The organism is Thermoclostridium caenicola (assembly GCF_900142095.1).
Taxonomy (GTDB): Bacteria; Bacillota; Clostridia; order DSM-8532; family DSM-8532; genus Thermoclostridium_A; species Thermoclostridium_A caenicola.
This window is the reverse complement of the sequence record NZ_FQZP01000080.1, coordinates 1-4,711: the sequence shown is the minus strand read 5'-3', so window position 1 is coordinate 4,711 and position 4,711 is coordinate 1. Positions and strand designations below refer to the sequence as shown.

Here is a 4,711-nt window from a genome sequence, read left to right as displayed (position 1 = left end):
GGTATTTTGTGTGCTAACTTAATTCTACCAAACGGTTACGTCCATGTCATTTTTATTGGACTTCTATGAATTTGCGAAAAATATTATACTTTATCAACGTAAATCACCCACGACACTATACGAGTGGCAGTGTTGAGTGTATTGATGCAATCCGGTCATGTATGACGGACGATGCATTCTCAGGATACCTGAGGGGCAACTGCATGAAATACCTGTGGAGGTACAAACAAAAAGGTGGAGTAGAGGATCTGCAAAAATGTGAGTTTTACTTAAACACATTAATAAAGACAGAGAAGGAGCATTCCTGTAAAGAAAATAAATGAACTTTGAAAAACAAGACACCTCGCAATAAGATAGAGATGTGCTGATTCAGACAAGAAAGGCACAAAACTAAAATATTGGAGGCGTCATATATGAAGCGTACACAAAATGAAAAGATTTTGCAAATCAAATTTGAGACATTGGTAGTAGGAATTGACATTGGAAAGGACACACACTATGCGAGAGCCTTTGATTGCAGGGGAATCGAGCTGTCAAAGCTCCTTAGATTCAGCAACACAAATCAGGGCTATAAAGCCCTTGAGGACTGGATGCAGGAAATAATGAAGGAGAAAGGAAAAACCGAGGCAATAGTAGGTTTTGAGCCTACAGGGCACTACTGGTTTACGCTTGGTGATCACTTGCAGAGAAAAGGCCATAGATTAGCAATAGTTAATCCGTTTCATGTGAAGTGTACGAGAGAGCTTGATGATAACAGTCAGACTAAGAATGACAAAAAGGATCCTAAGACTATAGCGATGTTGGTCAAAGACGGTAGATTCAGGGATGTCTACATACCGGAGGATGTATACCAGGAACTTCGTGAAGCGGTCAGCGAAAGGGAACGTCTGGTTGAACAGATGATAAGCCTGAGCAATCAGGTCATACGATGGTTGGACATAAGATTTCCTGAGTTTAATCAAGTATTCAAGAATTGGCGTGGCGAGGCAGCATGGCTTACACTTAGGCACTTCCCAACTCCTGCGAAAGTAGCTGCTACAGGTGCTTCAAGCATAGTAAGTACATGGCGAAAGAAAATGAAGAAGCCGAGCCTTAAGAAGGCTGAAAAGCTTGTTAACTTAGCTATTAGATCAATAGGAAGAACGGCTGGAAATGAGGCAGCGGAAGCAGCTTTGCAGAACCTGTTGACACAGTATGAAATGGTGATGCGGCAAAAACAAGACATAGAGCAACTGATGCAGGAACTGCTCATAAAGGTTCCAAGCGCATCGAAACTTGTAGATATCAAAGGAATGGGAATGGTAGCAGCGGCGGTCATTGTCAGCGAAATCGGAGATATCAGCCGATTTAACGATCCCAGGCAGATACAGAAGATGGCTGGACTGAGCTTGCGTGAGAATAGTTCAGGCAAGCACAAAGGTAAAACGAGAATAAGTAAACGAGGGCGAAGGCGCTTAAGAGAAGGGCTTTTCAGAGCTATGATAACGATGTTGGCAACAAACTCAGAGTTTCGTCAATTGCATCAAAGAAATCTTAGCAGGGAACAGAACCCTCTTAACAAAATGGAATCCATAGTAGCCCTTTGCGGCAAGCTTATTCGAGTTATTTTTGCGATACTGACAAAAGGCAATGACTACGATGCGGATAGGATGCTAAATGATATGAAAAGGTCGATGAAGGCTGCATAATAGCCGGAGATTAGCAGTTAGTAATTAGCCACATGTAGCCACACGCAATCACTCTGAAGACCGCAACAGAGAAAGATGCATTCAAGCTATAGAATTAAGTTTTAGCAGTATTTGCACCTTGAAATGTAGAGCAGCGGCAGTCAAGTTGAATTTTACCTTTAGGGCAAAGACCCAGTTTAGGAGCATGATTGACGTTCCACCTTTAGGATAAGCAGGACGAAGGAATTAGGCACAATTGATGCCGGAAGACATGGGAGGTTTGCTACCTGGAGTTGATGTGGAATCCCGACGGCCGAGATAGAAAAACACATGCGGTTTATTTTCTCTGCCTGAAACCACAGAGCTACCAGATTTATGCAACATCTAGGGGGAAAGCTTAAGCAAATCGAAGTGAAATTCTGCGAAAAACGAAGATAAGTGAAGAAAACGAGAGTATATTAAGGGAGGTTGCAATATTATAATATTGGAAATATTAATCCTGATGATATAAAAATAATTCCATAAAAGAGAGGAGCAAATTAATGGATAAAGAAGAAAAAATACTTTATTTATCTGCAAAACCTTCAAGTGAAATTTTTGGTCTCTTCCAAGAAGCAGAACGTCTTGATGCGGATGGTTTAGCTAGAGCTGAAATTTTCGAGAGAGCTGAACGATATTTTATTGAGAATTTTAAAAAAATTGATTTTCAAAACCTCTCAAAGAGGATAAAAACAAATTATGATGGTGAGCTTCCTTCATCATTTAAGGTAAGAATTAATAATCTCGAAATGGACGAACAAGTAAATGATTTAATTCGCGATGTCTATAAAATTAATCGGGTAATGACTCCTTTCAAGTTGAAGCTTGTCCTAAAAGCCTATATAGAACACTTAAAAGGTGTGGAATGTAAAAAGGAGTTTTCTAGTGAATTAAACAATGTTGATTCTTTGAAAGTGAAAGCTATTTCGCTCATTATTGATATTGATGATGTTAATAATTTATTATTAATTATAGATAAATTGGAAAAGTTGAGAAACAGACAAGACAATGAAGAATTCTAAATGGAAGGGTGGTGGAAATAGTGACTGATCATGACACACTTTACGCAAAGGCACAAATCAATCTAATCAATATAGGAAAGTTCCGTCTTTCAGATTTAATTGATAATCCTCCGGCAGTTTTGGGGCGTAAGTTTAGAAACGATGTTGTTATTTTTAAAAAGTACCCCAATGTACGAAGAATGGGAGTAGATGCCCAGTCTGTTATTTACGAAAAATTCTAATAAGATGATTAGCTTTTGAACCCAATGATTATCTGTGTTTGGGGGACTATTGTTAATGAAAAAAACAAGAAAACGCATACTTCTCTTTTTAGTCATCGTTCTGTTGCTCATTATTTGTACAATAACTTTATATTATGTTTCAAAATCCAGGAACATTCAATTTTTTGGCGAGATTATTACCTCAATACCAAACGGAGACAAAAAAATCGCACTGACCTTCGACGACGGTCCGACGGAAAACACTTCAGCAATCCTGGATAAGCTGGACGAGATGGAGGTCAAAGCCACATTTTTTGTCTGCGGGGCTGAAATCAACGCCAGGCCGCAGGATGCTAAGGCGATAGTTGAGGCAGGGCATGAGCTTGGCAACCATTCCTACTCTCATAAGCGGATGATTCTAAAACCCTACGCCTTTTGTAAAGAGGAAGTTGAACGGACAAATGAATTGATATGGGCGAGCGGCTATGTCGGAGAAATATTTTTCAGGCCGCCTTATGGCAAAAAAACTTTTTGTTCTCCCATACTATTTAAATCAGATTGGGATGACCACAATCATGTGGAGCATAGAGCCGAAAACTGTTTTAGGAGCTGATGCTTCGCCTGAGGATATTGCCCAATATGTCATCGACAATGTGGAAGGCGGGTCGATCATTCTGCTTCACGCGATGTACAATACAGAGAATGTCCTCGCTGCTCTAGATATTTTAATCCCGGAACTGCAAAGGCAGGGGTATACATTCTGTACGATTTTTGACCTGTATGATGAATATCGTTGATGCTTGATATTAAAAATCGTATGAAAAATTCAATTGGAGGTCTTACTATGGTTTATTTGTGCGGAGATATTCATGGAACATTGGATATTCAAAAATTAATTGATTTTTTTGAAACCGAAAATCCCGATACGATTGAAGATAGGTTTCTAATAATCTTGGGAGATACAGCTATTTGTTGGGATGACGGGCAGCATGATAGAAAAGTAAGAGATATACTGTCTGCGCTGCCGGTGTCAGCAGTGCTGTTTATTGATGGTAATCATGAGAATTTTGATTTGCTTGAAGAATATCCGTTAGTAAAATGGAACGGCGGTTTAGTTCATGAGATAGACTCAGGTATATTCCATTTAATACGAGGCCAGGTTTATGAAATTGACGGGAAGACATTTTTCACATTTGGAGGGGCATGCAGCACTGATAAGGATAGAAGACGAAGAGGTATAAATTGGTGGCCTGAAGAAAGACCGTGCGAAGAAGAGTATGAAAGGGGCTTGGAAGCATTAGAAGCTAATTCATTTTCAGTAGATTATATTTTAACTCATACCGCACCCAGAGAAGTTGTTTATGAATTAGGCGGAGATGATTGCCAAGATGAAAATGAGTTGCGTAATTATTTACAGAAAATAGCTGATTGGACCGATTTTATTGCTTGGTATTTTGGACATTTTCATGTTGACGAGTCAATTGATGATATATTTTTTTGCGTGATGGATGAAATAATAAAGTTACCGTAAACATCCATTGCGGGATAGGATATATCTAAGCTGTTGAGATTCAATTTCATTAGATAAATTTTTGATTCCATTTGTTAAGCATTTTTAGCTGAGATAGGATGGGTGTACATCCTATGCAAGCCTATCCCTTTAAGTAAAAAACAATGCCTCATTTATACATAGTGTAAAATTGTTGTAGGAAAAAAATAAACAAGAGACATCCTTCTTTGATAAAATGGGATTATACACAACAAACCATTTAGAGGAAGGAGT

The 4,711-nt window shown here is 38.8% G+C and carries 7 protein-coding genes; all 7 read left to right on the top strand.

Annotated features, from left to right (window positions below; translation table 11 throughout):
* Nucleotides 1–65: 65 nt before the first annotated feature.
* The 7 genes from F3H12_RS13690 (at nt 66) to F3H12_RS12725 (ending at nt 4,459) form a co-directional block, all read left to right on the top strand.
* Nucleotides 66–323: a DUF3310 domain-containing protein gene (locus tag F3H12_RS13690; RefSeq protein WP_149679698.1), complete on the top strand. Its 258-nt coding sequence runs from the start codon at nt 66–68 to the stop codon at nt 321–323.
* 90 nt (nt 324–413) lie between these two features.
* On the top strand, nt 414–1,688 hold the full coding sequence (locus tag F3H12_RS12745; protein ID WP_149679697.1) for an IS110 family RNA-guided transposase: 1,275 nt from the start codon (nt 414–416) through the stop codon (nt 1,686–1,688).
* Nucleotides 1,689–2,209: 521 nt separating this feature from the next.
* Complete coding sequence (locus F3H12_RS12740) at nt 2,210–2,728, top strand: hypothetical protein (RefSeq protein WP_149679696.1); 519 nt, start codon at nt 2,210–2,212, stop codon at nt 2,726–2,728.
* 20 nt (nt 2,729–2,748) lie between these two features.
* Entirely contained in the window at nt 2,749–2,949 is a 201-nt protein-coding gene (locus F3H12_RS12735; protein WP_149679695.1) for a hypothetical protein, read from the top strand.
* A 55-nt stretch (nt 2,950–3,004) separates the two neighbouring features.
* Nucleotides 3,005–3,541, top strand: coding sequence for a polysaccharide deacetylase family protein (locus F3H12_RS12730; RefSeq protein WP_207706859.1), 537 nt, complete (start codon nt 3,005–3,007; stop codon nt 3,539–3,541).
* Nucleotides 3,504–3,725 carry a polysaccharide deacetylase family protein gene (locus tag F3H12_RS13395; RefSeq protein ID WP_207706854.1) on the top strand — a complete coding sequence of 74 codons (222 nt, stop codon included), beginning with the start codon at nt 3,504–3,506 and terminating at the stop codon, nt 3,723–3,725. The genes F3H12_RS12730 and F3H12_RS13395 overlap by 38 nt, the downstream gene beginning before the upstream one ends.
* A complete protein-coding gene (locus F3H12_RS12725; RefSeq protein WP_243133291.1) occupies nt 3,725–4,459 on the top strand; it encodes a metallophosphoesterase family protein in 735 nt (244 codons plus the stop codon). Before F3H12_RS13395 ends, F3H12_RS12725 begins: the two co-directional genes overlap by 1 nt.
* The last annotated feature ends 252 nt before the right edge of the window (nt 4,460–4,711 follow it).